General features: G+C 61.1%; 29 protein-coding genes, 1 tRNA gene and 1 pseudogene. 20 read left to right on the top strand and 11 right to left on the bottom strand.

What is annotated here, in order from left to right:
* Positions 1–91 precede the first annotated feature (91 nt).
* On the top strand, positions 92–793 hold the full coding sequence (gene modB / locus MUU56_RS14405; protein ID WP_244767967.1) for a molybdate ABC transporter permease subunit: 702 nt from the start codon (positions 92–94) through the stop codon (positions 791–793).
* Positions 790–1863 carry a molybdenum ABC transporter ATP-binding protein gene (gene modC, locus MUU56_RS14400; RefSeq protein WP_244767966.1) on the top strand — a complete coding sequence of 358 codons (1074 nt, stop codon included), beginning with the start codon at positions 790–792 and terminating at the stop codon, positions 1861–1863. Before modB ends, modC begins: the two co-directional genes overlap by 4 nt.
* Before the next feature lie 3 nt (positions 1864–1866).
* Here modC and MUU56_RS14395 read toward each other — a convergent pair whose 3' ends face one another.
* A complete protein-coding gene (locus MUU56_RS14395; protein ID WP_244767965.1) occupies positions 1867–2226 on the bottom strand; it encodes a winged helix-turn-helix domain-containing protein in 360 nt (119 codons plus the stop codon).
* Between the two features lie 87 nt (positions 2227–2313).
* On the bottom strand, positions 2314–3651 hold the full coding sequence (gene aptA, locus MUU56_RS14390) for an omega-aminotransferase AptA (protein WP_244767964.1): 1338 nt from the start codon (positions 3649–3651) through the stop codon (positions 2314–2316).
* A gap of 145 nt (positions 3652–3796) precedes the next feature.
* Here aptA and MUU56_RS14385 point away from each other — a divergent pair, with 145 nt between their 5' ends.
* Positions 3797–4345 carry a cupin domain-containing protein gene (locus MUU56_RS14385; RefSeq protein WP_064328967.1) on the top strand — a complete coding sequence of 183 codons (549 nt, stop codon included), beginning with the start codon at positions 3797–3799 and terminating at the stop codon, positions 4343–4345.
* Between the two features lie 53 nt (positions 4346–4398).
* Here the strand turns inward: MUU56_RS14385 and MUU56_RS14380 are convergent, their stop codons facing one another.
* The 5 genes and pseudogenes from MUU56_RS14380 to MUU56_RS14360 all read right to left on the bottom strand — a co-directional run bounded on the left by MUU56_RS14380 (position 4399) and on the right by MUU56_RS14360 (position 7347).
* Positions 4399–4587, bottom strand: coding sequence for a YegP family protein (locus tag MUU56_RS14380; protein ID WP_244767963.1), 189 nt, complete (start codon positions 4585–4587; stop codon positions 4399–4401).
* A gap of 476 nt (positions 4588–5063) precedes the next feature.
* Positions 5064–6260, bottom strand: a pseudogene (locus MUU56_RS14375) (tyrosine-type recombinase/integrase).
* Positions 6257–6547, bottom strand: a complete 291-nt coding sequence (locus tag MUU56_RS14370; RefSeq protein WP_244767962.1) for a HigA family addiction module antitoxin — start codon at positions 6545–6547, stop codon at positions 6257–6259. Before MUU56_RS14370 ends, MUU56_RS14375 begins: the two are co-directional and overlap by 4 nt.
* A gap of 11 nt (positions 6548–6558) precedes the next feature.
* Positions 6559–6840 (bottom strand): type II toxin-antitoxin system RelE/ParE family toxin, encoded by a 282-nt coding sequence (locus MUU56_RS14365; RefSeq protein WP_244767961.1) that lies wholly within the window; start codon positions 6838–6840, stop codon positions 6559–6561.
* A 63-nt stretch (positions 6841–6903) separates the two neighbouring features.
* The gene (locus tag MUU56_RS14360) at positions 6904–7347 is read right to left on the bottom strand and encodes an Arc family DNA-binding protein (protein ID WP_244767960.1); all 444 of its coding nucleotides are present in this window, start codon (positions 7345–7347) and stop codon (positions 6904–6906) included.
* A gap of 182 nt (positions 7348–7529) precedes the next feature.
* On the opposite strand from MUU56_RS14360, the gene MUU56_RS14355 reads away from it, so the two are divergent.
* The 4 genes from MUU56_RS14355 to MUU56_RS14340 all read left to right on the top strand — a co-directional run bounded on the left by MUU56_RS14355 (position 7530) and on the right by MUU56_RS14340 (position 8855).
* Positions 7530–7664, top strand: coding sequence for a hypothetical protein (locus MUU56_RS14355; RefSeq protein WP_317633322.1), 135 nt, complete (start codon positions 7530–7532; stop codon positions 7662–7664).
* Complete coding sequence (locus MUU56_RS14350; RefSeq protein ID WP_244767959.1) at positions 7661–8068, top strand: hypothetical protein; 408 nt, start codon at positions 7661–7663, stop codon at positions 8066–8068. Before MUU56_RS14355 ends, MUU56_RS14350 begins: the two co-directional genes overlap by 4 nt.
* Before the next feature lie 179 nt (positions 8069–8247).
* Positions 8248–8460: a hypothetical protein gene (locus tag MUU56_RS14345; RefSeq protein ID WP_244767958.1), complete on the top strand. Its 213-nt coding sequence runs from the start codon at positions 8248–8250 to the stop codon at positions 8458–8460.
* Between the two features lie 104 nt (positions 8461–8564).
* The gene (locus MUU56_RS14340; RefSeq protein WP_244767957.1) at positions 8565–8855 is read left to right on the top strand and encodes a hypothetical protein; all 291 of its coding nucleotides are present in this window, start codon (positions 8565–8567) and stop codon (positions 8853–8855) included.
* A 414-nt stretch (positions 8856–9269) separates the two neighbouring features.
* Here MUU56_RS14340 and MUU56_RS14335 read toward each other — a convergent pair whose 3' ends face one another.
* Complete coding sequence (locus MUU56_RS14335) at positions 9270–9422, bottom strand: hypothetical protein (protein WP_244767956.1); 153 nt, start codon at positions 9420–9422, stop codon at positions 9270–9272.
* A 210-nt stretch (positions 9423–9632) separates the two neighbouring features.
* On the opposite strand from MUU56_RS14335, the gene MUU56_RS14330 reads away from it, so the two are divergent.
* From MUU56_RS14330 to MUU56_RS14310, 5 genes are all read left to right on the top strand, one after another.
* The gene (locus tag MUU56_RS14330; RefSeq protein ID WP_244767955.1) at positions 9633–11420 is read left to right on the top strand and encodes an AAA family ATPase; all 1788 of its coding nucleotides are present in this window, start codon (positions 9633–9635) and stop codon (positions 11418–11420) included.
* 287 nt (positions 11421–11707) lie between these two features.
* The gene (locus MUU56_RS14325) at positions 11708–12259 is read left to right on the top strand and encodes an alpha/beta hydrolase (RefSeq protein WP_244767954.1); all 552 of its coding nucleotides are present in this window, start codon (positions 11708–11710) and stop codon (positions 12257–12259) included.
* 6 nt (positions 12260–12265) lie between these two features.
* Positions 12266–12634 carry an alpha/beta hydrolase gene (locus MUU56_RS14320; RefSeq protein WP_244767953.1) on the top strand — a complete coding sequence of 123 codons (369 nt, stop codon included), beginning with the start codon at positions 12266–12268 and terminating at the stop codon, positions 12632–12634.
* Positions 12635–12821: 187 nt separating this feature from the next.
* Positions 12822–14471 carry a hypothetical protein gene (locus tag MUU56_RS14315; RefSeq protein WP_244767952.1) on the top strand — a complete coding sequence of 550 codons (1650 nt, stop codon included), beginning with the start codon at positions 12822–12824 and terminating at the stop codon, positions 14469–14471.
* Positions 14472–14681: 210 nt separating this feature from the next.
* Positions 14682–15320: a thermonuclease family protein gene (locus MUU56_RS14310; protein WP_244768116.1), complete on the top strand. Its 639-nt coding sequence runs from the start codon at positions 14682–14684 to the stop codon at positions 15318–15320.
* A gap of 71 nt (positions 15321–15391) precedes the next feature.
* Here MUU56_RS14310 and MUU56_RS14305 read toward each other — a convergent pair whose 3' ends face one another.
* Together MUU56_RS14305 and MUU56_RS14300 are read right to left on the bottom strand one after the other, a co-directional pair.
* The gene (locus MUU56_RS14305; RefSeq protein WP_244767951.1) at positions 15392–15829 is read right to left on the bottom strand and encodes a hypothetical protein; all 438 of its coding nucleotides are present in this window, start codon (positions 15827–15829) and stop codon (positions 15392–15394) included.
* 16 nt (positions 15830–15845) lie between these two features.
* Positions 15846–16274 (bottom strand): cupin domain-containing protein, encoded by a 429-nt coding sequence (locus MUU56_RS14300; RefSeq protein ID WP_244767950.1) that lies wholly within the window; start codon positions 16272–16274, stop codon positions 15846–15848.
* A gap of 214 nt (positions 16275–16488) precedes the next feature.
* On the opposite strand from MUU56_RS14300, the gene MUU56_RS14295 reads away from it, so the two are divergent.
* From MUU56_RS14295 to MUU56_RS14275, 5 genes are all read left to right on the top strand, one after another.
* Complete coding sequence (locus MUU56_RS14295) at positions 16489–16875, top strand: hypothetical protein (RefSeq protein WP_244767949.1); 387 nt, start codon at positions 16489–16491, stop codon at positions 16873–16875.
* The gene (locus tag MUU56_RS14290) at positions 16872–17153 is read left to right on the top strand and encodes a hypothetical protein (protein ID WP_244767948.1); all 282 of its coding nucleotides are present in this window, start codon (positions 16872–16874) and stop codon (positions 17151–17153) included. Before MUU56_RS14295 ends, MUU56_RS14290 begins: the two co-directional genes overlap by 4 nt.
* 102 nt (positions 17154–17255) lie before the next feature.
* The gene (locus MUU56_RS14285; RefSeq protein WP_317633321.1) at positions 17256–17615 is read left to right on the top strand and encodes a DUF1515 family protein; all 360 of its coding nucleotides are present in this window, start codon (positions 17256–17258) and stop codon (positions 17613–17615) included.
* Positions 17616–17832: 217 nt separating this feature from the next.
* Positions 17833–19716 carry a right-handed parallel beta-helix repeat-containing protein gene (locus MUU56_RS14280; RefSeq protein WP_244767947.1) on the top strand — a complete coding sequence of 628 codons (1884 nt, stop codon included), beginning with the start codon at positions 17833–17835 and terminating at the stop codon, positions 19714–19716.
* A gap of 185 nt (positions 19717–19901) precedes the next feature.
* Complete coding sequence (locus MUU56_RS14275) at positions 19902–20327, top strand: hypothetical protein (protein ID WP_244767946.1); 426 nt, start codon at positions 19902–19904, stop codon at positions 20325–20327.
* A 213-nt stretch (positions 20328–20540) separates the two neighbouring features.
* On the opposite strand, the gene MUU56_RS14270 is transcribed toward MUU56_RS14275, so the two are convergent.
* Positions 20541–20614, bottom strand: a tRNA-Gln gene (locus MUU56_RS14270).
* Between the two features lie 249 nt (positions 20615–20863).
* On the opposite strand from MUU56_RS14270, the gene MUU56_RS14265 reads away from it, so the two are divergent.
* From MUU56_RS14265 to MUU56_RS14255, 3 genes are read left to right on the top strand one after another with little or no spacing between them, the layout of a single operon-like run.
* The gene (locus MUU56_RS14265) at positions 20864–22414 is read left to right on the top strand and encodes a Ppx/GppA phosphatase family protein (RefSeq protein WP_244767945.1); all 1551 of its coding nucleotides are present in this window, start codon (positions 20864–20866) and stop codon (positions 22412–22414) included.
* Positions 22411–23127, top strand: a complete 717-nt coding sequence (locus tag MUU56_RS14260) for an RlmE family RNA methyltransferase (RefSeq protein WP_244767944.1) — start codon at positions 22411–22413, stop codon at positions 23125–23127. The genes MUU56_RS14265 and MUU56_RS14260 overlap by 4 nt, the downstream gene beginning before the upstream one ends.
* A complete protein-coding gene (locus MUU56_RS14255; RefSeq protein WP_244767943.1) occupies positions 23127–23510 on the top strand; it encodes a VOC family protein in 384 nt (127 codons plus the stop codon). Before MUU56_RS14260 ends, MUU56_RS14255 begins: the two co-directional genes overlap by 1 nt.
* Positions 23511–23833: the final 323 nt, after the last annotated feature.

The raw sequence follows: 23833 nt of genomic DNA, 5'->3' as shown, positions 1-23833 counted from the left end.
GGGTCAAGCCCGACCATGACGAAAGAGAGGTCATCGGGCTTGTCAGCCCCGGTCTCGATGCCCGGGGTTTTCGCCTTTCAAAGGAACACGCGTGGACTGGCTTGCCTTGAGCAACGAGGAATGGACGGCGATCCGGCTCAGCCTTCGGGTCTCGGCGGTCGCGGTCCTCGTCAGCCTGCCGCTCGGCATCCTCGCCGCGCTGGCGCTGGCGCGGGGCCGCTTCTGGGGCAAGTCGCTGCTGAACGGCCTCGTGCACCTGCCGCTGATCCTGCCGCCTGTCGTCACCGGCTTCCTGCTGCTCATCCTGTTCGGCCGGCGCGGCCCCATCGGTTCCGTGCTGGATGAATGGTTCGGCATCGTGCTCTCCTTCCGCTGGACCGGCGCGGCGCTCGCCTGCGGCGTCATGGGCTTTCCGCTGATGGTGCGCTCGATCCGCCTCTCCATCGAGGCCGTCGACCGCAAGCTGGAGGAGGCGGCCGGCACGCTCGGCGCAAGCCCCGTCTGGGTCTTCCTCACCGTCACCCTGCCGCTCATCCTGCCCGGCGTGCTCGCCGGCATGATCCTTGCCTTCGCCAAGGCGATGGGCGAGTTCGGCGCCACCATCACCTTCGTCTCCAACATTCCCGGCGAGACGCAGACGCTGTCGGCCGCCATCTACACCTTCACCCAGGTGCCGGGCGGCGATGCCGGTGCGATGCGCCTCACCCTCGTCGCCATTGCCATCTCCATGGTCGCGCTCATCGCCTCCGAGGTGCTCGCCCAGCGCCTCGGCCGCAAGGTGCATCTCGAATGAGCCTTGTCGTCGAAGCCCGTCACCGGCTCGGTGATTTTTCGCTGGAGGCTGCCTTCACCTCGGATAGGGGGGTGACCGCCCTGTTCGGCCGGTCCGGCTCGGGAAAGACCTCGCTGGTCCGCATCATCGCCGGCCTGACGCGCCCGGCGGAAGGCCGCGTCCTGCTCGGCGACGAGGTGCTGGTCGATACCGCCCGCCGCGTCTTCGTGCCGGCCCACCGCCGGCGCTTCGGCTATGTCTTCCAGGAAGCCCGCCTCTTCCCGCACCTTACCGTGCGGCAGAACCTCAACTACGGCCGCTGGTTCTCGCCGAAGGGCGCGCGCACGGAAAATCCGGACCGCGTGGTCGACCTGCTCGGCATTGCCGGCCTGCTCGACCGTCAGCCGGCCAACCTTTCCGGCGGCGAGAAGCAGCGTGTCGCCATCGGCCGCGCGCTGCTCGCCTCGCCGCGCCTGCTGCTGATGGACGAGCCGCTCGCCGCGCTCGACGAGGAGCGCAAGGCGGAGATCCTGCCCTATCTGGAGCGCCTGCGCGACGAGGTCGGCATTCCCATCGTCTATGTCAGCCATTCGGTGGCCGAGGTCGCGCGCCTTGCCGACCGGGTCGTGCTGATGGCGGACGGGCGCATCGAGGCGATCGGCGCGGCATCGGACGTGCTGGGCGGCCCGCGCCTCTCCTCCGCCGCCGAACGCCGCGAGGCCGGCAGCGTTCTTGCCGGCCGCGTCGAGGCGCGCGATGCCGCGCACGGCCTCGCCACCATCCGCCTTGTGGGCGGCGCGACGATCCTCGTGCCGGATGCGGCCGTCTCGCCGGGCGAAACGGTGCGGCTGCGCATCCCCGCCCGCGACGTCATGATCGCGACGGTGCGCCCGGAAGGCCTAAGCGCGCTCAACATCCTGGAAGGCGCCGTCGAGGCGATCGAGCCGGACGGCGAGGGCATGGCGAGCCTGCGTATCGCCTGTGGGGGCGATGTCGTGCGCGCCCGCATCACCGCGCTTTCCGTCGAGCGCCTCGGCCTTGCACCGGGCCTGCCGGTGCATGCCGTCATCAAGACTGTGGCGCTGGAATAGGTCTCAATCGGCAAGGTTTTCGACGATCCAGCCGATATCCTCGGCCAGCGCCGCGCGCGCCTTTCCTTCCATGGCATGGTAGTGGGCGATCAGCGCCTCGCCGAAGGGCGTCACGACGGCGCCGCCGCCCTGTTTGCCGCCGCGCTGCGATTCCACCACCGGCGTGCGGAACAGCCGGTTCATCTCGTCGACCAGCAGCCAGGCCCGGCGATAGGACATGTCCATCGCCCGCCCGCCGGCCGAGATCGAGCCGGTCTCCCGGATATGCGCGAGAAGCTGGATCTTGCCGCGCCCGATCCTGCCCTCCGGCTCGAACTGGAGACGGAAGATGAGTTTCGGTTCGGTCTTGGCGGATGCTGACATGAAACTGGGCCCGTATGGATACGGGCCCAGATATAACAGCGTTTTCCGCGATGTGCAGTGCCAAGCCGCTTCCGGCAAGGCCCGAATTCAGGCGGCGCGCTTCAGCGCGTCGCCGAGGATCGAGACGATATCCTCGAAATGCTTCTTCTCGGCGATCAGCGGCGGCGAGAAGGCGATGATGTCGCCGGTGACGCGGATCAGGAGGCCCTTCTCGAAGCAATCGACGAAGACGTCATAGGCCCGCGCGCCCGGTGCGCCGTCGCGCGGGGCAAGCTCGATGCCGGCGATGAGGCCGATCGTGCGGATGTCGATGATGTGCGGCAGGCCCTTCAGCGAATGCATCGCGGCATGCCAGTCGTCCTGCAGCGCCGCGCCGCGGGTGAAGAGGCCCTCGTCGCGGTAGATGTCGAGCGTCGCGATGCCGGCGGCGCAGGCCACCGGATGGCCGGAATAGGTGTAGCCGTGGAAGAGCTCGATGGCGTTTTCCGGCCCGTGCATCAGCGCGTCGTGCACCTTGCGGCTGGCGAAGACCGCACCCATCGGGATGGCGCCGTTGGTGAGGCCCTTGGCGGTGGTCACGATGTCGGGCGTCACGCCGAAATAGTCGGTGGCGAAGGCCGCGCCGAGGCGCCCGAAGCCGGTGATGACCTCGTCGAAGATCAGCAGGATGCCGTGCCTGTCGCAGGTCACGCGCAGCTTTTCGAGATAGCCCTTCGGCGGAATCAGCACGCCGGTGGAGCCGGCGACCGGCTCGACGATGCAGGCGGCGATGGTTTCCGCGCCGTGCAGTGCCACCAGCCGCTCCAGGTCGTCGGCAAGCTCGGCGCCGTGCTCAGGCTGGCCCTTCACATAGGCGTTTCTCGCAAGGTCATGGGTGTGGCGCAGGTGGTCGGAGCCGGGAAGCTGCGGGAAGACGCGGCGGTTGTTGAGAATGCCGCCGACCGAAATGCCGCCGAAGCCGACGCCGTGATAGCCGCGCTCGCGGCCGATGAGGCGCGTGCGCGTGCCCTGGCCGATGGCGCGCTGGTAGGCAATGGCGATCTTCAGCGCGGTATCGACCGATTCCGAGCCGGAGCCGGTGTAGAAGACGCGGTCGAGCTTGGCGCCGTCGGGGCCGGGGGCGATCTCGGCAAGCCGCTCGGCGAAATCGAAGGCGACCGCATGGCCCATCTGGAAGGAGGGCGCGAAATCCATCTCGGTGAGCTGGCGCTCGACCGCCGCGGCGATCTGCCGGCGGCCGTGGCCGGCATTGACGCACCACAGGCCTGCGGTGCCGTCGAGCACCTGGCGGCCGTCCGCGCTGGTGTAATACATGCCTTCGGCGGCGGCGAGCAGGCGCGGCGCGGCCTTGAACTGGCGGTTGGCGGTAAAGGGCATCCAGTAGCTGTCGAGCACCGGTGCATTGGGCTTGTTGTGAACGTTCATGGCAGATCTCCTCTGGCTGGTGGGATTGACGCCATGATTTGCAATGCCGAACAAGTCCTTTTCTTCTTGACGTCAACTGATTGAAAATAAAGGATACGGAGAAGCCGGTTTTCGATATTTCGAACATCTAGAACAGGAAATAGCCATGTCGGTCGATATCGGGGGCAGGCTGCGCCATCTGCGCATGGCCCACAATCTCTCCCAGCGGGAACTTGCCAAGCGCGCCGGCGTCACCAATTCGACGATCTCGCTGATCGAATCGAACGCCTCCAACCCGTCGGTCGGCGCGCTGAAGCGCATCCTCGACGGCATCCCGATCGGTCTTGCGGAATTCTTCGCCTTCGAGCCGGAGCGCCCGAAAAAGGCCTTCTACCGGGCGGACGAGCTTGTGGAGATCGGCAAGGGCCCGATCTCGTTCCGCCAGATCGGCGAGAACACCTTCGGCCGCAGCCTGCAGATCCTGAAGGAGTGCTACCAGCCCGGCGCCGACACGGGCAAGGTGCTGCTGGTGCACGATGGCGAGGAGGGCGGCATCGTGCTCTCCGGCCGGCTGGAGGTGACGGTGGACGACGAGCGGCGCATCCTCGGCCCCGGGGATGCCTACTATTTCGAGAGCCGCCGTCCGCACCGCTTCCGCTGCGTCGGCCCGGTGCCCTGCGAGGTCATCAGCGCCTGCACCCCGCCGACCTTCTGACGTGCGAAGGCCCGCCGGCGGAACCGGCGGGCCTTCGCAAGGAATGGGACCGGTCAGGCCTGCGCGGTCGTGTTGTCCTCGACGGGCGCGCCGGGGCCGTTCTTCTTGATCGAATCGATGGCGTTCTGCGCGCTGGCCTTGCTGGAATAGCCTTCCGTGGAGAACATCACTTCGCTGTTGTACTTGAAGCGGACGCGAAACTCGCCGGCCTTGTCCTTGTAGATCTCGAACTTGTGCGCCATGGGCTTTCCTCCACGCAGATGGGAATCAGACAAAAGCAACGTGCCAGCCGGGAAAACCGCTGGCAAGAGGCGCCCGGCCTCCATCCGCTACAAAGCGACACCGGCCGTGCCAGTTGTAGCCGAGTTCGTTGACGAGCGTCGCGCGCAGGTCCCGCCGTAAATCTATAGCCAGAATGGCGGCAAGGCCTGCTCCGCCACTGGTGGGATCGCAGCAGGCTGCCGTTCGGCGGTGCGCAGACGGCGCGATCACGGGAAAGCCCGGAATGACGATGTGCACGATCCCGGCACTAAACATCTGCCGGATGTCTTCCAGGCAGCCGATTTACTGAGAAAGGGAGAATTGGCTGGGGAACCTGGATTCGAACCAAGATTAACGGAGCCAGAGGTTCTTACGGCTTTTGAATTTGTTAGCATTATTGGCGCCATGTTGCATCCATGTTGCTGACCAACATTTCAGGAATGCTTAATCCGACCTCTCAGACAGAGAAAAGCGCCTTCTCCGCGGCGGCCATTTCGGCTCCTTCGTCCGTCGATGGGAACAGGTGCCCGTAGGTGTCGAACGTCACCTGGATGGAACTGTGGCCCATCCGCGTCTGCACGGTTTTCGCCGGCAGCTCCAGCCCCCCCCATCTGACTTCCGATTGATCGACCAGCTTGCGTACCAATGTCTGAGCGCGTGGAAACCGGAATATTTCGGCACCATGATCGGCTCACCTTTCTCATCCTTTTTCCCGCTCGCCACCACCAACCCTGCCGACGCCTGCGTCGGCCATAAGCCCCTCTGGAGCATGTTCTGGTGATATTCGATATTGCCGGCTGAGTTCGGGAGCACCAGCCCCGCCTCGCTCTTCGGGCAAGCGAGCCTCCATTCCTTAGCGTGTTAACGACCATCGGGGGAAGAGGAACCGTTCTCTGCCCGGCCTCGCTCTTCGGCATACCCACCTCGCCGTAGCGATCAGCCCGCTGCCGGACGTGCAGTTGCGCCTTGGCGAGATCGACGTCTTCCCACCGCAAGCCGCGCGCCTCGCTCGCCCTGATCCCCGTGAAGACCATCGTCACCAGCAGCGGCCGATATCTGCCTTCGGCGGCGTCGAGTATTTGCCGGATTTCGGCATTCGTCGGGATGTCCACGCCGCCCCGGAGCTTTACCTTCGCGCGCTTCTCCGACTTCTTCGTTCCCGATCGTGCCTTTGACAACTCATGAACCGCGTTGCGCACGACGAGCCCGCGGCCTTGTGCATCCGCGAGGATGCTTCCGAGGCTCACGGTCACCCGCTTGATCATTGCAGGTGAACGACCTCCCTCCCGCAACTCATCCTGAAACGACCGAATCCACGGCACAGTCACCTTTGTGAGCTTCACCGCCCCGGCGACCGGGACGATGTGCAGCTCACGGTGCTGCCGGCGCTGGTCCATCGTTGTGCGCTCCAGCCCGGCGGCGTCTCCTGACTTCAGCCACAGTTTTCCCGCCTCGTGAAGGGTGATCGTCGCACTGTCCGCGACGTGGATACCCTCCCGCACCTCGACCGTCGCCGTCGCGGCGAACTGGTCGGCCTGCTTTTTCAGCTTGAAGGTCTTGAGGCGGCGCGTGCCGGTCGTGTCGACGTAGTCCACGACCCAGGCAGTCTTCTCTTCGCCCTTCGGCGTGGTCCAGGTGCCTTACGGACGCTCACGCAGCTTCCAGCGGGCGAATGTGCGACACGTCAACAACCTTGCTCGCCTCGGCAAGGTCATAGGCGCGCTGGAGGTTCAGCCAGAACTCCGGGGTATTGCCGAAGAAGGCAGCAAGACGCAGAGCGGTGTCAGCCGTGAGGGCAGTGTCGCCCTTCACGATCCGCTCAATGCGGGTGCGCGGTACATCGAGGCGCTTGGCGAGTGCCCCGGCGCTCATGTTCAGCGGCTTCAGGAACTCTTCATCGAGGATTTCGCCAGGGTGGATAGCGAAAGCAAGCAGGGTCACGGCTATCTCCTTCAGTGGTAGTCGACAAATTCAACGTCTTCCGCGTTGCCATCCACCCAGCGAAAGCAAAGGCGAAACTGGTCATTGGCGCGAATCGAATGCTGGCCGGCCCGGTCAGCCTTCAGGGCCTCAAGTCGGTTGGCCGGCGGAACACGTAAGTCCTCAAGGGCAGCAGCGTTATCGAGCATGACCAGCTTGCGCCGTGCCACCTTGAGCAGATCGGCCGGGAAACTCTTCGGGTTCTGTCCCTTCGCGACCTGCTCGGTCATCTTGTCCTTGAACGACCTTATCATGGGGGATTATGTATCATTCCATGATGCGGATTTCAAGGTTGAAACCATTGGGTTTGCGGAAGCTTATTGAGTCTTGCCGATATTTACGTCGGGTACGTCTGCAAAGCGCGCTTCAATGTCGGAGGCCATTTCATAGAATCTTTGGGCGACATCTTTTTCGGCATCCGACGGTTTCTCGTCGGCACGCCTGATGCTCACTGCAAGAGATATCGTCATCGCGCAGAGTGATTTAACGAGCGAATTAGCTCGCCCCACAGCCAGCTTCATGTCGTCAATCAAGGACATCTGTTGCGAGAACATTTTCTCAAGACGATTGAAAGACTGATGCTCCTCCTCGAATCGTCGCTTCCATTCAGCGACCTCAGCACGGCTACCGTGGCGCGAAGCATCTAATCTGGCAACAATCTCCGCATTAACTGAGCGGCTATTCGAGCGAGCAGCCTCGGTCAGCCATTCCTTCATTTCTTCGGAAACGCGAAGCTTAAGCTGCGGATCTTCTCTGCCCATTCGGTTCCCCTTCTAACCACGCGTCACCACCTATCACCACCGCGCATTGACAACAAGCCGCAATTCGGCAATGGTCCATATGTGGTTACGTATTGGTGAATAAAAGGTGAAAAATGAAACCGAAAATGGTGAATGATAAAAATGCTCTCGATCTTATTTGGGGTATCGCGGACATAGCGAAAGTGATCCATCGCACCGAACGGCAAGCCTACCACATGATCCAGAGCGGCCATCTCCCGATGGTGAAGCGGGTGGGCGAGCGCTATGTCGCGAGCCGCGCAAAGCTCGTCGCGTTCTTCACGGAGACAGTGGCATGAACATCGCCACCCGGAAAGCAAAAGGCCCGGCAGAGGCGGCAACCTCTCCGAGCCACGGTTCCACCAATCCTAGGAAGGAAAAGGAAATGAACGAGGTAACAAATAGCACGGCCGCACCGTCGGGACCAGACCCGTTACTGGTGGCCATCCGGCTGTACCAGCGCGGGCTGGCGGATTTCAACATTCAGGCCGTCGGCGACGCTGACTGGAATAAGGTGGCCGATGTCACTTATGGCCCTCACCTGTCCGCGCTTGCGGAATGGGATCAGCCGGCAAGTTCCTTTGAGGGTGCGGTGGAAGCACTCCGCATCTCATTGACCGAAGAGGATGGTGTGTACGGCTGCGATGCAGCCGATAGGATGGTGAAGGCCGCGTATGACTTCCTGAAGGGAGTTCGGGCATGACCGGCCGCTATCCCCCCGACCTGGGCGAACTCGAGTCCGACGTTCGCCACCTCTACCACCTTCATCGACACCCTCTGCGACCAACAGTTCGAGGGCGCCAACCACGAGCGTTGCGATGCCTTGCTTTGGATCGTTCGAGAGCAGGCACATAAGTGCAAGGACGTTTGGGAGGGCAAAGCATGACCAATGTCCTGTCCATCAAGACCGGCGACATCCTCGACCTGATCAACACCGCGCAGTACCTGAACGAGGCATTGCACATGGCGGCCTCCGACTCAGGATTGACGCAACCGGCCACCAACGCGCTCCAAGCTCTCTCTGGCGAAATCGACAATAAGCTACGGATCATCGAGGACCGCCTCAACGAGGTCAGAGAGCAGATCGCCGATTAGGAGAAAACACTTCTCGCCATTGGCCGTCACAGCGACGCTGCGGCCATTCTTGCCGCGGTTCAATCCGAGCAGGCACGTCGTAAGAAAGCAGAGGAGGACGCCGCATGAGCACTGGCCTCCAGCAAACCCGTGCCCGTTTGGAAACCAAGATAGAGGAGCTGATCGCGCTCCTCGACCTCCTCGACGGCGACGCCGACCTTGAAGACACGGGCGACGATGAGCCATGGATCGGTTCCTTTGGCGTAGTCGGACGGGACGGCGTCGAGCACGACCTCGAACAGGACGAGGATTCGGAACGCAGTCTCGGCTGGCCGAACCCGGAAGGTCCTCGCATTCATGTGCCGGAAGAGGCCGCGGAGTTCATGGGCGACCAAACTGACGGGATGGAGGGCTGAATGGCGATCCAATTCGAACCCGGCCAGCTCGTAGAATGCATCAATGATCGGCTAATCGTCGCGTCATCACCCCTATTGGTACGGTTCTGATTGACACCGCCACGGCGGTGTCGTTCGCGGCTGACCGCATGTTGCGTTGGTACGGTCTGCTCGGCGCATCAGGCGGGCAAATCAGCCTCTCCGGCTACGAGGTGTTTCTCGCTGGTTAGGCGGTGAGCCCCACCTCAATCTCATTAGTCCCGGCGTTCGATCACGCTCAGCAGCAGCTTCACGGCGGATGCACAGGGGAAAGGTCCAGCAAGAAGGATGGCCCGCGCATTGGTGTTTTGATTGAAACTATAGCTGCGAAGGTGCGGCGTTAGCTTTGAGGCTTCCCCCTGGATTATCCGGGCGGTCACGCTCAAGGTGAGTTCGTCAAAGAGGACTGCGCGGCATGCGCTGCGCAGTCATCCAGTCGGGCCAGTAGCCGAGATGTTCGATGGTGACGATGAGCGCGGCGAGGGCAGCGACGATCGCCATAACGTAGACATGCTGGCGCGAGGGCGGGCGGCGAAGCCAGTATGCCATTCTCAAGGCAAGTCGTGCGAATAGGTCCATTTGTAAAGTCTAGTTCGATCTATGCGTTCTGCAATGGCGGCGTGAAATTTGTGCTGAATTGGCCGCCCCGCAATCCTCCGCTGAGCAGGCGTGTTGCCCCCGCTTCCTAGACGTTCCGCCCGTAGCAAGGCGATTGAAAAAGTGGTTATATACTCGTGGTTATGCGCACCGGGGATTGAAATGATAGAGCTGCATTTGAACAATCCGTTGCCTCCGCTCCATCCCTTTGCCACCCTTCAACTTCCTAATTTTACTCTAATAACAGGGTTAAACGGCGCAGGAAAAACGCGCCTTCTTACCGCAATTCAAGAGGGCGATATTTCCGCGGACGTGGATGGGATCGATGCGCATTATAAAATTTTAATGCATAGCGGCATCAATATGACGCCAAGCGAACTGGCCCCCACTGGGATTGCCGCTCCGTCTGATGTGCGGCAAGAAGCGTGGCAGGAATTTTCGACAATGCGTGCGGAGCATCCTGAAATGCTCCCGAAAGACGGACCAGATGCCGTCTTTCATTTCGAGTCTCCCACTGGAGAATTGATCTCGTTCAAATTTGGAACCAGCGGAAAGACTATGGCGGAGATTACCCGCGAGGATTTCAACGCGGCATTTATGTACTATGCCCCTCAAATGGGAATGTTCCAACACTCCTTTGCGCACCTGTTTGTCGCCTGGAGGCGGATGCGCCACGAGGAGATTGTAAAGAGAGAGGAGGGGGCGCCGGCATTTACTCTGGAGGAGTTCTATGCCCGCTACGGACAGCCGCCATGGGACATATTGAATCGGCTTCTAACTGATGCCGACCTCAACATTGAGGTGGTTGGGCCCAATATGTTGGACATGGGAGATTATTACCCGTACATGCGGCGCCGCATTTCAGGCGAGCGTTTGACCATGCAAACTCTGAGTTCGGGCGAGAAGATAATGTTGTCTTTCGTAATTGCGCTATTCAACGCGAGCGAGAGAATGGTGAAGCTGTCTCTGCCTTCGATACTCCTCCTAGATGAACCTGATGCTCACCTTCATCCGGCCATGGCGCAACGAATTCTCAGGCTAATCCAGGAGGTGTTTGTCGAGAAACACGGCATCTGCGTTGTCGCCACTACGCACTCCCCGACGATGGTTGCTCTCGCTCCGGAAGAGTCAATCTATGTGATGGAAGCCGATCAGCCCGGCCTTCGGAAGGTTTCGAAGGCGGAGGCATTGAACGCGCTGACCGTTGGCGTTCCGACCTTGGCCATCGACTATGATGCTCGACGGCAGGTTTTTACCGAAAGCGACAAGGATCGAGTTACCTACGGAAAACTCTACACATTGCTGGAGACGTATCTGCCTCCTGGCCGCTCATTGGATTTTATTTCCACGGGCGCGAGTGGCGCGGAGGGCAAAGACAGGGTCATCAAATTGGTCGACTACCTGTCAAGCTCTGGCAACAAGACCATCTACGGGGTTGTCGATTCCGATCTTTCAAATGGAAAGACGAAGAGCGTTGCGAAAGACAGGATCATGGTCCTGGCCGATGGCGTAAGGGACGGCATGGAGAATGTCCTACTAGACCCGCTGCTCGTCGCGGCCTTGATTGTTCACTCCTCGCCTGTCTACCTGGAAAAAATAGGCCTTCCAGCAAGCGGTTACATGTTCGATGACTTTCGCAAGGCAACACATGAAACCCTGCAGAATGTCGTCGACAAAGTTACAAGGGCGATCTTCAATGACATTGGCGAAAAGGTTGCGTGCCAATACCTTGGAGGCTTTCAGCTGGAGATAGACCGGCGATGCCTTGAGACTGATGACCATGTCTACGAGCTTCAGGTGCGGTCGGCCTTTAACAACATTAAGGGCAATCTTCTACATGCGATCATCGACGGACCGCTCAGACAATACCCTGACATTCTGCCGATTGAAGCGCGAGATGTTCTGGCGCGCCTTCTCACGATAGAGACGACTTCGTCCGCGGCCAGCTAAGTCTGACTGTATCCTCGTGTCGCATCCCAGCTGTGCCGGCCCCCCTTTTTACCGCGCCGCGTTCTGAAGATCCATATCCCGCACACGCTCGATGAGGGGCCGGGACCAGATGGAGCCCAGTTCAACAGGTCCTGGCGTGCTCCCCCCGGGGGGCTATTGCCGAAACCAACTGCCGTAGCAGTGAGGGTTTATTAAGTATGAATCTAATCGATAAATTTGACCCCTATTTCTGCCCATGTGCCCATCGATGAGAAAAGCCATACCAGCGCTGCGCACGGAGACTTCTTTTGCGACAATTTTTTCTCAATACCTTGCTGATTGCCATCATCGCCAGCTCCAGCATCTTTGGTGCACCGCCGCAAACCTACGCCCAATCGACTCCTAAATCACAATTAGGAGAGGGGCGCGCGTACGAGATCATTGATAGTGAAGTCTGGGATGTGCCCGATCCGGTTTCCGGTCGCGATTACCAGGTTTTCGTTGCCTTCCCATCGTCTTACGCTGCGCAACCAAAGCGGCGCTACCCCGTACTTTATGTCACAGATGCCGACTACGCTTTCCCGATCATCCGACAGATTAGCCGCCGCCTCAACGTCGAAGGGCCTCAAATCGAGGAATTCATCCTTGTCGGCTTATCTTACGGAAAGGGCGAGGACGGCATGGCCAGCCGCCGTCGGGACTACACGCCTACAGCATACGGGCCACGAAGCGCACCAGCGAGTGCGGTCCACGGGCAGGGGCGAGCCTATCAGAAATATTTGGCCGATCAGGTGAAGCCATTCATCTCCGGTCGCTATCGGGTTGATGCTAGTAGATCGTTTTTTCTTGGCCACTCCTAGGGGGCATTGCTTGGCGCACAGATCCTTTTTACGGAACCTGGGCTGTTCAGCGGCTATATTCTCGGCAGCCCCTCACTCTGGTACGACAAACGCCATGCCTTTAAACTCGAGGCAGGTTACGCCGCGCAGAACCGCGACCTGCCGGCGAAAGTCTATTTGTATGTCGGTGCCTATGAAGCGCTGCGCAAAGGCGACCGCCGTTACAACCGGACCGTCGATCTGGTCGCCGACAACCGGGCTCTGGAAGCGGTATTGCAGAGCCGAAAGTATCCGAGCCTGCAATTGAAGTCGGTAGTCCTGGATGACGACGATCACCTCACCGTTGCACCGCGTGGCTTCACGCAGGGCTTGAAGTACCTTTTCACGGTGCGCTAGCCGCACCGCCAGTTCTGTTCTCGACGTAAAACTTGCCATCCACATTGACGAGGATGGTGAGATTTTCATCCGTACCCGTTGTACCGTCAATCTGGCGCGCGATGGCGATGTAGCCTCTTAAGTGCGCGGACGGACTTGATCGAGTTCGCGCGCGTGCCTCTAAGGCCGTCCAGAAAGGAAGACTGACATGATGTTCCTAGCAAAGGCCGATCTCGCAGCGGCGGACATCGCCGTCACGGTCAAGGCCGTACAGACGCAGTTCTACGCGCCGAACTTTGCAATTCCTGCCACCCTGGTTGGCGGCGCCGGATACTATCGCTGTAATTCTGAGCCGGATGTCCCGGCCGTGGCGAAGATCCGTTCTTTGGATCGATGGACAGCGGAAGGCAATTCGGACAGCGCAAACGGCGGTTGGTGGGTTTTGGCGGAAAGGTGCCCGCATGCCGATCATTTTGGCATCGTAGCGGACGGAACGGACGTTAGCGGCGCACTGAACGACGCGCGTCTTTATGCCTACAAAATGGGGGATCGCAAGCTCCGCCTCGGTGCCGGAACGTATGGTGTGGCTGACACTCTTTTCGTAGGCGGCGGTGCACCGGGCACCGAGAGTGCGTTTCAGAACTGTGCTCTGATCGGATGTGGACACTCGTATCTCAACTCTTCGAAATCGGCCACCACGATAAAGTGGGTAGGCGCCAGCGATGCCGACAAAGCAGTCGTCGATGTCGCCGGCCGGATTTCCGGCGTCGAGGTTGGCGGCTTTGTCATTGACTGCGACAAGAAGGCGCGCGACGGCCTCGTCGTCAAAAGTGCCTATGGCAGCCACTTTCACGACATCTGGGCAAAGAACTTCCGCCGCGACGGGGTCAAGATCGGAACGCAACTGCTGCCGTCCGCGTCGTGGTATTCGTCGTTCAATTGTTTTGTCGGGATCATCGCCACGACCGACCACGTCGAAACATCCGGTGCCTATGAGACCTGCGCATGGAACATCTCCGGCGCCGACGGCACGGCTGGAGCTTGGGGCAACACGTACATGGGCTGCCGGGGTTCCGTCTATAGAGATGCGACCAACACGGCTTGGCCTCGCGTCCTCTATTGCGGATACACCGACAGCTCGACGTTTCTGGAGTGCGATTTTACGCTGGCGTGGTCTGGCCTCGACGCCGAAGGCAACGTCGTGCCTGGCACGCCGGGCGCGCCCGCGGCGGCTCGGGGGCATGGCGTGGTCTATGACGGGATGGTCAAGCACCAATTCCCGCTCAACCTGTTTTTCTACGGCTGCAGCATCGTCGGTAATCAGGCAGTCATCGAGGTGCCCGGGACGAACGAAATCGGCTCTATCATCTACAACAACCAGCCGACGCGCGACTGGGAAGCCGCGCCGACCCATCCGAGGATCCGCGGGTTTAATGACAGGGGCTACTATTTCGGCGATATCCCTGTCGCGATCCGCGGAGATCACAACCGGCTGCGCTTCTACCAGCAGAACCTTCAGCGATGGGTCGATTTCATAATGAATTCCGACTCAAGCGGCAGTTTTTCCGAGTTCCTTATCCAGTACCACAACGCCGGCGGCGCCGACATTCCCGCCCTCGGTGTCAATGCCGGCGGTGAGGTGGTCATCCATCAGGGACTACGGTCGTTTCTGCACACGCTGGATCATGAGGCCGTCGTCGCAATAACGCCCGCGCGGACGGATGGGATAGTGTCGCTGACGAATGTTGGGGCGGGGCATCGATCGATCGATCATATTTTCGTACAGGGTGACCGGGACCCACGCAATCGCACAGATGGCAACCGGCGGCTCGGCGAATGTCGAAGTCACGACCGGTGAGTTGGTACCCGGCTCAACCAGCGGCACTTCCGGCAAAATCACCGTCTCGGTCTATGACGGCAAGATTTATCTGAAAAATCGAACTGGTGTTCCGGTAAACTCGCGCGGCACTTATCTCAGTTGATGACGGGCCTCCGTCCGGCCATGAGTTCATGATTTCGTAACGCCTCGCGCACCACTTTAAGGGGAGCTTGGAGGGTGCCGTTGGTTGTGGTGAGCTTTGAAGATGCAAGGCGCAAAGAGCGCCGGCGGTTCGTTGGGCTGGTGCTCTCGGCGTCAGTTGCCGCATTCGTCGGGGTGTTTGCTATCGGCGCTGGGTGGGGTCAGATTTCGGCCGCGTCGCAGTGGGCATTAAATGCCGGGCTATCCGTCGCATCGACATTGGAAGCATCGATCGCCGGCACGGTGGTGGACGATGTTGATCCGGCAGAGGTCGTCACAGCCCCTGAAGAGGTGTTTGCGGTTGCAAAACCACAGCGGAAGCAGCAGCGCGTGAACCAGGCATTCCCTCTTTGCAAGGGGGGAAAGCGCGTCACCTGTGTGGTGGACGGGGACACGTTCTGGCTGGAAGGACAAAAGGTCCGTATTGCCGACATCGACATGCCGGAAATCGGCAGTCTTCAATGCGCGAAGGAGCTCGCGCTCGGGGAAAAAGCCAAGCATCGCTTGCAGTCCCTGTTAAGCGCGGGACCGTTCGAGATGCATGCCCTTTCGGATAGGGACACCGATCAATACGGCCGAAGCCTGCGCATTCTGATCCGGAACGGCCAGTCACTAGGCGACAGGCTTGTGGCAGAAGGCCTTGCGCGAACATGGGAAGGCCAGCGCAAACCCTGGTGTGGCACTTAGCTAACGTATCATGGCACGCCGGCGCGCGAGTAGGCTGACTTGGTCGTCTACTTGCGCGCCGGTTCAATGTCTTACGCGTATGCGTACCTGCTAAAAATATAACAGCAGTGTATGATCACCCCTCTGCGGTAGCAATGAGGACAGATCGTCTCGCGTTTTTCCTTGGTGTCGACTGTCAACCAGTAGTCGTTGCCTTGGAAAAAGCTCGCCATTTCGGGGGCCGTGTGCTTTCCGGCCAGGAGAGCAGATGCGACGTGATCCGACAGGCTGAAAGCCGTGTTGCATTTCTCGCATGTCGCATCTCTCGTCGTTCCGGCACCTTTCCCCGGATCAGCTCCAATTAGATCTTCGATCTCACTCGCTTCTTTGGCGCCAATTTCTCGTGTCGACTGGCGCAGTTTTTCGCTAAAATGATCGAAGATATCCTTGCTGACTGAGAAAGTTCTGCCGGCATTGTTCGGATCGCTTCTGATCTTCTCAAAGGCCGTGAATGAATCCACCTTTTTCATTCTCGCCACCCGCGTCCTATGCGCAGCAGCATCGGTAGCAGTAGAACATCGACACGCCGCGCGGCCCGACGGTGAACTGGTAGGGTGCTCCAGCCTTCAGGTACATCCAGCCTCCCGCCTCGAGCTCCTTGTCTTCGTACATGATCGAGCCCGACATTATGACGCGAATTCCTGCTCCCTCGTCGTGCGAGTGAAGAGGGACCTTCACGTATGGACCGGCAGATGAGATGTAGAAAGTTGCCGGGCCGTCTGTGAAAAACGGAAGCATGATCTTGTTGAAGCCGCCCGGTACGTTGCTTACCGAAAGCTCCTTCGTCCGCCAGATATCCGGGAAATCGAGCGACGTGATGATTGCCTTGTCATCGAGGCCGCGTGCTTTACGGAAAGCCTCAAGTTCTGCAATGCATGCTGCTAAGGTCTTCGAGTTTGGATTGAATCCACTCATGTTACCCTCCCACGGTTGTTGAGTGCGCGATCATGCTAATACAACAATCGATAGAGTCGAGTCGTATTTGTTCATCACGCTAGGTTGAGTATTAAGTGCTGGATAATCTGGCGTCGCCGCCGGCAGGATCAGTTGCACTGAGTTCGGCAAGCGTCTGGCGCAGGAGTGGGCTTCCTTCCCGGTCCTTGCGCCAACCCAGGGGGCGCACCGCGACGTGCCGCGCGGCTCGTCCTATTACATGGGCGACAAGCTCAACAAGGCGCTCGTGGCGCCCGAGAAGGTTGAGGCTGTTCTCGACCAGGTGAGGGCTGCCGGCAAGGTGGTCGTCGCCGTTCCGGAGCCCAAGCCGGAGCCTGTGGTCATCGAGAAACCAGTGGTCGTCGATCCCGGCGAGCTCAAGACGCCGGCCAGCAAGAGCAAGACCGTCTGGACCTGGCTGTTGACCGCCATCGGCGCGCCCATCGCCGCCTTCGGCAATCTCGACTGGCGCGTCCAGCTTGCGATTGTCGCCGTCATCGTTGGATTCGCCATCTACGGCATCAAGCGCCGGGCCGATCTCGCCAAGGCGGTGCGCGATCTGAAGACGGAGTTCGGATCGTGATCGCCCTCATCGACGGCCTGAAGATCGGCGCAGGCGCGGTCCTCGGTGGCGTGGTGGTCTACGCCTATGTGCAGGCGTTCACGCTTCCAGCGGCCCGGCTGGAGGGCAGGGACCGCCTCGTCGCGGAACAAGCCGTTCAAACGCAAAAGGAAGAGCTGGAAAGGAAAGGCGACGATGCCAAACTTCAGCGCATGTCTGACTTTGATCTGTGTGTTGCTTACCTTGGCCGGGTGCCAGAGTGCGGCAGTCTCGTCGTGCTCCCCGTTCGCGAAGAATAACCTGTCGTCGGTCGGGACGGTTGCCCTGCTTCAGGCGGATCGGCCGGCCGTGGAGCGTGTCATTGGGAATGACCGGGCAGGGGCCAGGAAAGGATGCTGGGAATGACGCCACCAGAGATTGACGCGGCCGTACATCGCCAGCTGGGCGAGCTCGTTGCCGGCATGCACAGCCTGCAGGATTCAATCCGCCGCATGGAGGAAGCCGGAAGGAGGTCGGAAGACAAGTCCGAAGCGAGCCGAGCCGTCGTCCACCGGCGACTTGACGAGGTGGTGGATCGTGTTGGCAAAGTCAAGGCCTCCATCGTCACCGTGCGAGAAGAAGTGACGGAGATGAAGCCGGTAACCGACGATGTCCGGCGCTGGAAGCTCATGGGGATGGGGGCTCTCGGCATGATGGGCATCGGGGGGGGGCGCTCGGAGCCTCCTTCGCCGACGCGCTCAAGAGGATCGCCGGTCTGTTGATCGGACGATGACATCGCTCGATTTCGTTCCTTGCGACAGTGACCCGCTCATGAATCCAGATTCCTTGGCGATTTGGCGACGACGGTTTTTCGCACTGTTTGGCCGTTTCTATTGATTATTCGTCGGCGCCATTTCAACTTTAGCTGGCGAACATCGAATCAATACCGGCGTGGTGGCTAACGCCCCGCTTCGCTGCCAATTTTCTGGAGGAATACATATGGTTGACGCAATTGACGTAGCTGTCGCGCCTATTCCAGATCTTGCTGCTGCAAATGTGCAGGCAGCTTTGGAAGCTCTTAAAGCCAACGAGGCCGGGTTCGCAACATCAGCGCAGGGCGCAAAAGCGGATACGGCCTTGCAGCCGACAACCGGCGTGTTTCGCATTGCAACGTTCGTCACGGCGCCAACTGATCCTATTCCGTCCTCGGTGGACCGAGTTTTTGTCGAAGATCGCCGGGCGCATTTCGCAGAAACCGCAAGTGAGCCACCGCACGCGCTGAAGTTTCAGAATGGCGGGAAATGGTGGACTCTCGACGAGTTGGCCGTGACGCCCTTCATGGCGGGTGCCGTCGGCGACGGCGTGGCCGATGACACTGTGGCGGTCAAAGCTATCGTCGCCTTTGCCTATCTCGTGAAGGCAACCATCCATTGGCCGAATACTGATTTTTTCACGACGGAGAGCATCCCGAATTTCTGGCACGTCGTTCACACCGGCCCTGGGCGCATCCTGCGCGGCAGCGATGTATGGCGCATTACGCCAACCGGCAGCAACGTCAATATTGTTTATGTATCGGCGGTCGGGTCAGATTTAAATGACGGTCTGTCGGCCTCCCAGCCGGTCCAGACACTCGCCAAGGTAAGGAGCATCCTTTTCGGCACGACAGCCGATCAGCGTGACGGCAACTGGGAGTTCCGGTTCGCGGCCGGCACCTATCCGGATGCTACAAATTTCACTAATCTACCGCCTTTCAAGAACCCTATCAGGTTCATCGGGGCAGGCTCGGCTCGCGACCCGCAGACGGTTTTTGACGGTGCCTACGCGCTCTATCAGACTGCGGGGATGTATTTCCTCGGTCGGACTAATGTGTACCTGCAATATCTGAAATTCATAAACTTCTCATCTGGTTATGGCGCGCTCGCTGAGCGCAACTGTCAAATCGAATTGGAGGACTGCACCGCCGTAAGCTGTCTTACTGGATTCTCAGCAGGCTACTCGTCATTTATTCGCACAACGCGCTGTGAGGCTTATCTTTGCGGGACTGGCTTCAGGGCCGCCTCGAACGGACAGGGTAGCTTTACGCCAAGAACATGGTCTTTCGAGGATCATAACGGGGCCTATGAGTGCGGCATCGGGTTCAAGATTACGCGCGTAAGCTATGGCCACATCGATTACAATGAAATCGAAGACTGTGCCGTTGGCTTGAACATCGAGATACACTCGCGGACATCGGCCGAGGGCAATAATTTCAAGCGCAATACCGTGGCTGTCAGCGGTTGGACGGCTGGCCACATGTCCAGAAACAATGCTGTCCCGAATATCTTCAACCAATCCGACCCCACTGATCGCAACCAAGAGGTCTATCAGTGGCGCGGGGCGAGCGGCATCGTTAATGACCACGGTCAAATCGGGACTATCGACACGTCGCTGTACAAAAACATGACGCCGACCACCGTCACCGGCACGGGAAGCGCTACTCAAATCGGCGGCACCCTTTACACCGCCACCGCCGGCTGGTTCGTCAACAACACGAAACGTGTGAAGTTTCGGGCGTGGGGAACCGTCACGACGCCATCTGATGCCACGATTTCTTTGCAGTTGCGCCTTGCGAGCAACGCCGTCTCGGCGCTCTCGCTACCTGGCAGTATCTCGGCTCAACCGTGGGTGCTTGAGGTTGAGTGTATAGCAACGGCCGGCAACGCGCAGAAAACCTTCTCAAAGGTGGCATATAACGGCGGTGCCGCGATCACTGAAATCCAGACAGATGCGGTCGATTGCCTTTCTGCCAATAGAGCATGGACGTTCTTTACCGATGCTAACGGGGGCGGTGCAACAAGCGCGAGCATTACCGTGGAGTCGATGGAACTGGTCGTCTGCGGGTGATTGGAGTTCTGATTGAAACTATAGCTGCGGCGCTGCAACCGGCACGATCGGCATTCCGTTCATGCCTGAAGGCACCCCGTGGTACGGATACCTCGCGCTGTACGCCATAACCATCGGCCTGCCGGCGATCCTGACCCTACCTGACGCCGAAAAACGCGCCCTGACCAAGCATGCAGGAAGAGCGGATGACCGAGGAAAAGACCATGGGCATTACCCGTGCGCGAACGATGGAATGGAATCTCAACACGGTCATCCAGCTTATCACCCTCGCCGGGATGTGCATCGGCGGGGTGACGATATGGGTGGACAAGAGCCGCGATATCGAGGAGCTGCAGAACTGGCGTGGCGGCCATGAGACGCTGCACAAGGACCGCCTTGCCGAGGTGAAGACCAATGAGGCGCGCGTCGAGGAGCGCTTCAAGGGGCTGGAAGCCGACAGCCGCAAGGTGGCGTCCCAGGTCGATAACCTCGCCTACCGCGTGACGGTGACGGAACAGACGACCACGTCGACGGCGAGCGCAAGGAGAGCTTTTGCGCCTTGCCCGATCAGCCAGTCGCGGACCAGCCGTGCAAGGGCCTCCTCCCGGGATAGGTCCTCCTCCTTTGCGTAGCCGGCGAAGGCATCTTCGATGTCGGGCGCAAACATCATATCCCCTCCGAGTCATCGTCGTCCTCCATGTTGCAAAGCATGTCGCATGGATTTGCCGAGTGTGGCGGGAAACGACTGGAAATCAGGGTATTGGCGCGCAACAAGGCGCAACATGAAAATATGCGGCCTTCCCAGGCGGAGAAAGCTAAGCCATTGATATTTAGTTAGAAGTTTTTGGCTGGGGAACCTGGATTCGAACCAAGATTAACGGAGTCAGAGTCCGTCGTTCTACCGTTGAACTATTCCCCAGCAGGGGCGATACCGGCTTGGCCGGCGCCTGTGAGGCGGGCTTATAAACAAAAGGCGGCGAGATGCAAATGGTTTTTTTGGGAAAAATGCAGGCGCTGTGTGCATGGCCGGGTTTGCGGCGAGGTGTCGTCGGATCGTCATAAAAAGAATTTGGCGAACGGGCCGGGCGCTGGTAATGTCGCGGCAACGAAGATCGAGAGAGCGCCTGCTTGCAGCTTTGAAGCTTTGCGCGGCGCCATAGGCAGTAACGTGAACGACCCCGACAGCGGCGTGAAGCCGCCCGTTTCCGGGGCGCGAGATGCGGGCGATGCGGGGCGGCCGAAGCGGTCGCGCCGCCGCAAGGGCAAGCAGAAGGGCGCGACAAGTCCCTCTGCCGTCTCCCTGTCCGCAGGCCAGGCGGCCGGTTCGTCCGGATCGGCTGAGCGCCCCAAGGCCATCGACGGTGGCGATACCGCGCGCAGGAACAAGCGTCGCCGGCGTGGCAAGGGTGCCGGCGGCGAGAACGTGCGCCCGCTTGCGCCCGTCGGCCAGCGGGAAGCCCCCGGCGAGGACCAGCGCCAGGCGGAAGGCCGCAGGAACCGTCGCAAGCATCGGGGCCGGAAGACCGGCGCGCGCGCCGTGCCGGCGTCTGCCGAGGCGGCCGTCACGCATCCGGCGGCCGAACAGGCCGTCGAGGCGCGCGCCGTTCCCCACGTCCCGGAGCCGCGCCGCGAGATGCAGGCCCCCCTCCGTCCGGCCGAGCGCGAGGGATACGACGTGCCGCTCTATGCCGCGCTCGACCTCGGCACCAACAATTGCCGCCTCCTCATCGCCCAGCCGACCCGGCCCGGCCAGTTCCGCGTCGTCGACGCCTTTTCGCGCATCGTGCGCCTCGGCGAGGGGCTTGCGGCGAGCGGCCGGCTTTCCGACGAGGCGATGGACCGCTCCGTCGAGGCCCTGAGGATCTGCGCGGCCAAGCTGAAGAACCGCAACATCCGCCGCGCCCGGCTGATCGCCACCGAGGCCTGCCGCGCGGCGGCCAATGGCGAGGCGTTCCTGGAGCGGGTGCGGCAGGAGACGGGGCTCGACCTCGAGATCATCAACCGCGAGACCGAGGCGCGGCTTGCCGTGTCCGGCTGCTCCTCGCTGGTCGGGCGCGAGGCGAAATCGGTCGTGCTCTTCGATATCGGCGGCGGCTCCTCGGAAATCGCGGTCATCCGCATCGGCGAGAACCGCTCCAGCCGGCTTGCCAACCACATCACGCACTGGACCTCGCTGCCGGTCGGCGTCGTCACGCTGTCCGAACGCCATGGCGGGCGGGACGTGACGCCCGAGAGCTTTGCGGGCATGGTGTCGGAGGTCGAGGCCATGCTGGCGGATTTCGATTGCCCGGGCGATGTGGTGCGCGTGGCGCCGGAGGATTTCCATCTCATCGGCACGTCGGGCACGGTGACGACGCTCGCCGGCGTGCATCTCGACCTGCCGCGTTATGACCGGCGCCGGGTGGATGGCGTCTGGCTCTCGGACGACGAGGTGACGGCCATGCAGGCGCGGCTCCTCTCCTGGGATTTTTCCGCCCGCGCAGCCAATCCCTGCATCGGGCCCGACAGGGCGGACCTCGTGCTCGCCGGCTGCGCCATCCTGGAGGCGATCCGCAAGCGCTGGCCCTCGCGCCGCATGCGCGTCGCCGACCGGGGCCTGCGCGAAGGCCTGCTCACCGACATGATGGCCGACGACGGCGTCTGGCGCCGCGGCCGCCACCGTCGCAACCACCGCGGCGGTCCCCGCAACCCGGCGAAGCCCGAAGGACAGGCGTCATGACCAAGCCCCCCATCGGCCGAAAGCTCGGCCAGAAGGTCAAGAAGGGCAAGCTGAAGGCCTCCTCGCGCCGCTGGCTCGAACGCCACATCAACGATCCCTATGTGCAGCGCGCCAGGCTGGAGGGCTATCGCGCCCGCGCGGCCTTCAAGCTCCTGGAGATCGACGAGAAGCACAACATCCTCGCCGGCGCGAAGCGCATCATCGATCTTGGCGCGGCGCCCGGCAGCTGGTCGCAGATCGCCGCCAAGGTGACCGGCTCGACCGATGCCGATCCGCGCGTCGCGGCGATCGATTTCCTGGAAATGGACCCGCTGCCGGGCGTCACCATCCTCCAGATGGACTTTCTCGAGCCCGACGCGCCGGAGAAGCTGATCGCGGCGGTCGGCGGCACGCCGAACCTCGTCATCTCCGACATGGCCGCCCCGACGACCGGCCATCGCCAGACGGATCACCTGCGCACCATGCATCTGTGCGAGGTCGCCGCGCATTTCGCCGTCGAGGTGCTGGCGGAAGGCGGCCATTTCCTCGCCAAGACCTTCCAGGGCGGCACGGAGCGCGAGCTGCTGAACATGCTCAAGCAGAATTTCAAGCAGGTCATCCATGTGAAGCCCGGCGCCTCGCGCGCCGAATCGGTGGAGATGTTCCTGCTCGCCAAGGGGTTCAAGGGCCGCACGGCCAAGGACGGGACGGCCGGGGCGGAAGAGGAGGCCTGATGCTGCTCTACACCACCGTCGGCACGAACGATCTGGAACGCGCCGGCCGCTTCTATGACGCGGTGCTGCCGCCGCTCGGCTATCGCCGGCTGAAGCAGGTGCCGGGCGAGATCGGCTATGCGGCGGACAAGGATGTACGCTGCCGCTTCTGGGTCGTGGAGCCCTTCAATCGGGAGCCCGCCACCTTCGGCAACGGCGTGACCATCGCGCTTGTCGCCCCGACGCGTGCCGCCGTCGATGCCTTCCACGCCACGGCCCTTGCCGCCGGCGGCACCGACGAAGGCGCCCCCGGCCTGCGCCCGTTCCACGCCAGCTTCTACGCCGCCTTCATCCGCGACCATGACGGCAACAAGCTCGCCGCAGTGTGCGAAAGGCCGGAATAGGCCGCGCCGGGCCGAAGCGCACCGCCTCGGCAAAGATCCAGCCCATACCGGCGCCGGCCTTTTCCTCCCCGTTTCTGTGGGGAAGCGACGCGCGAACCCGTCGCCCCGCCCATGCGGCAACGGGTTTCAATCCACGCCTCCGCGAGGAGGCGACGGGGAAGCTGAAACGGTCAATCGGCTGGACCTGGGGTTTCAATCCACGCCTCCGCGAGGAGGCGACCGACGATCTCGAAGCCCGAGTCGAACTTGATCCGGTTTCAATCCACGCCTCCGCGAGGAGGCGACTGGGGTAGGTGTAATGCATTGTTCGCGCGGGCAAAAGG

Origin of the sequence: Shinella yambaruensis, from assembly GCF_022899355.1 — a bacterium.
Classification (GTDB): Bacteria; Pseudomonadota; Alphaproteobacteria; order Rhizobiales; family Rhizobiaceae; genus Shinella; species Shinella yambaruensis.
Note: the sequence above shows the minus strand (reverse complement) of the source record. Positions and strands in the feature narration are given on the sequence as shown.

Excerpts from the sequence above, each read along its gene's own strand:
- modC (WP_244767966.1), top strand. The coding sequence starts at position 790 with ATGAGCCTTGTCGTCGAAGCCCGTCACCGGCTCGGTGATTTTTCGCTG.
- MUU56_RS14395 (WP_244767965.1), bottom strand. The coding sequence starts at position 2,226 with ATGTCAGCATCCGCCAAGACCGAACCGAAACTCATCTTCCGTCTCCAG.
- aptA (WP_244767964.1), bottom strand. The coding sequence starts at position 3,651 with ATGAACGTTCACAACAAGCCCAATGCACCGGTGCTCGACAGCTACTGG.
- MUU56_RS14385 (WP_064328967.1), top strand. The coding sequence starts at position 3,797 with ATGTCGGTCGATATCGGGGGCAGGCTGCGCCATCTGCGCATGGCCCAC.
- MUU56_RS14380 (WP_244767963.1), bottom strand. The coding sequence starts at position 4,587 with ATGGCGCACAAGTTCGAGATCTACAAGGACAAGGCCGGCGAGTTTCGC.
- MUU56_RS14365 (WP_244767961.1), bottom strand. The coding sequence starts at position 6,840 with ATGATAAGGTCGTTCAAGGACAAGATGACCGAGCAGGTCGCGAAGGGA.
- MUU56_RS14360 (WP_244767960.1), bottom strand. The coding sequence starts at position 7,347 with ATGGGCAGAGAAGATCCGCAGCTTAAGCTTCGCGTTTCCGAAGAAATG.
- MUU56_RS14350 (WP_244767959.1), top strand. The coding sequence starts at position 7,661 with ATGAACATCGCCACCCGGAAAGCAAAAGGCCCGGCAGAGGCGGCAACC.
- MUU56_RS14345 (WP_244767958.1), top strand. The coding sequence starts at position 8,248 with ATGACCAATGTCCTGTCCATCAAGACCGGCGACATCCTCGACCTGATC.
- MUU56_RS14340 (WP_244767957.1), top strand. The coding sequence starts at position 8,565 with ATGAGCACTGGCCTCCAGCAAACCCGTGCCCGTTTGGAAACCAAGATA.
- MUU56_RS14335 (WP_244767956.1), bottom strand. The coding sequence starts at position 9,422 with ATGGCATACTGGCTTCGCCGCCCGCCCTCGCGCCAGCATGTCTACGTT.
- MUU56_RS14330 (WP_244767955.1), top strand. The coding sequence starts at position 9,633 with ATGATAGAGCTGCATTTGAACAATCCGTTGCCTCCGCTCCATCCCTTT.
- MUU56_RS14315 (WP_244767952.1), top strand. The coding sequence starts at position 12,822 with ATGATGTTCCTAGCAAAGGCCGATCTCGCAGCGGCGGACATCGCCGTC.
- MUU56_RS14305 (WP_244767951.1), bottom strand. The coding sequence starts at position 15,829 with ATGAAAAAGGTGGATTCATTCACGGCCTTTGAGAAGATCAGAAGCGAT.
- MUU56_RS14300 (WP_244767950.1), bottom strand. The coding sequence starts at position 16,274 with ATGAGTGGATTCAATCCAAACTCGAAGACCTTAGCAGCATGCATTGCA.
- MUU56_RS14285 (WP_317633321.1), top strand. The coding sequence starts at position 17,256 with ATGACGCCACCAGAGATTGACGCGGCCGTACATCGCCAGCTGGGCGAG.
- MUU56_RS14280 (WP_244767947.1), top strand. The coding sequence starts at position 17,833 with ATGGTTGACGCAATTGACGTAGCTGTCGCGCCTATTCCAGATCTTGCT.
- MUU56_RS14275 (WP_244767946.1), top strand. The coding sequence starts at position 19,902 with ATGACCGAGGAAAAGACCATGGGCATTACCCGTGCGCGAACGATGGAA.
- MUU56_RS14260 (WP_244767944.1), top strand. The coding sequence starts at position 22,411 with ATGACCAAGCCCCCCATCGGCCGAAAGCTCGGCCAGAAGGTCAAGAAG.
- MUU56_RS14255 (WP_244767943.1), top strand. The coding sequence starts at position 23,127 with ATGCTGCTCTACACCACCGTCGGCACGAACGATCTGGAACGCGCCGGC.